This is a genomic window from Pseudomonas sp. EA_65y_Pfl1_P113 (assembly GCF_963970525.1).
Lineage (GTDB): Bacteria > Pseudomonadota > Gammaproteobacteria > Pseudomonadales > Pseudomonadaceae > Aquipseudomonas > Aquipseudomonas tritici.
This window is the reverse complement of sequence record NZ_CAXAQM010000737.1, coordinates 1-255: the sequence shown is the minus strand read 5'-3', so window position 1 is coordinate 255 and position 255 is coordinate 1. Positions and strand designations below refer to the sequence as shown.

The window sequence follows — 255 nt, the reverse complement described above, 5'->3', positions numbered from 1 at the left end:
GATTGGCTGCATGGCCCATGCCCGGCGCAAATTCTTCGAATTGCACGCTACTAACAAGAGCCAGCTCGCCGAGCAGGCCCTGCGTTACATCCAGTTGCTGTACGAAATCGAGAGCGAAGTGCGCGATTTGGAGCCGGATTTACGGCGCCGAATACGGCAAGAAAAAGCCGTACCGGTGATGGATAGACTGCATGCCTGGATGATCGCCCAGCGTGATCTTGTGCCCGAAGGTTCGGCCATCAGCAGAGCACTCGA

At 56.9% G+C, this 255-nt stretch carries 1 protein-coding gene; it reads left to right on the top strand.

Annotated elements, in window-relative coordinates; genetic code table 11:
• Positions 1-255 (top strand): transposase (locus AACY52_RS31965; RefSeq protein WP_339561642.1); only part of this gene is annotated, 255 nt, incomplete at both ends.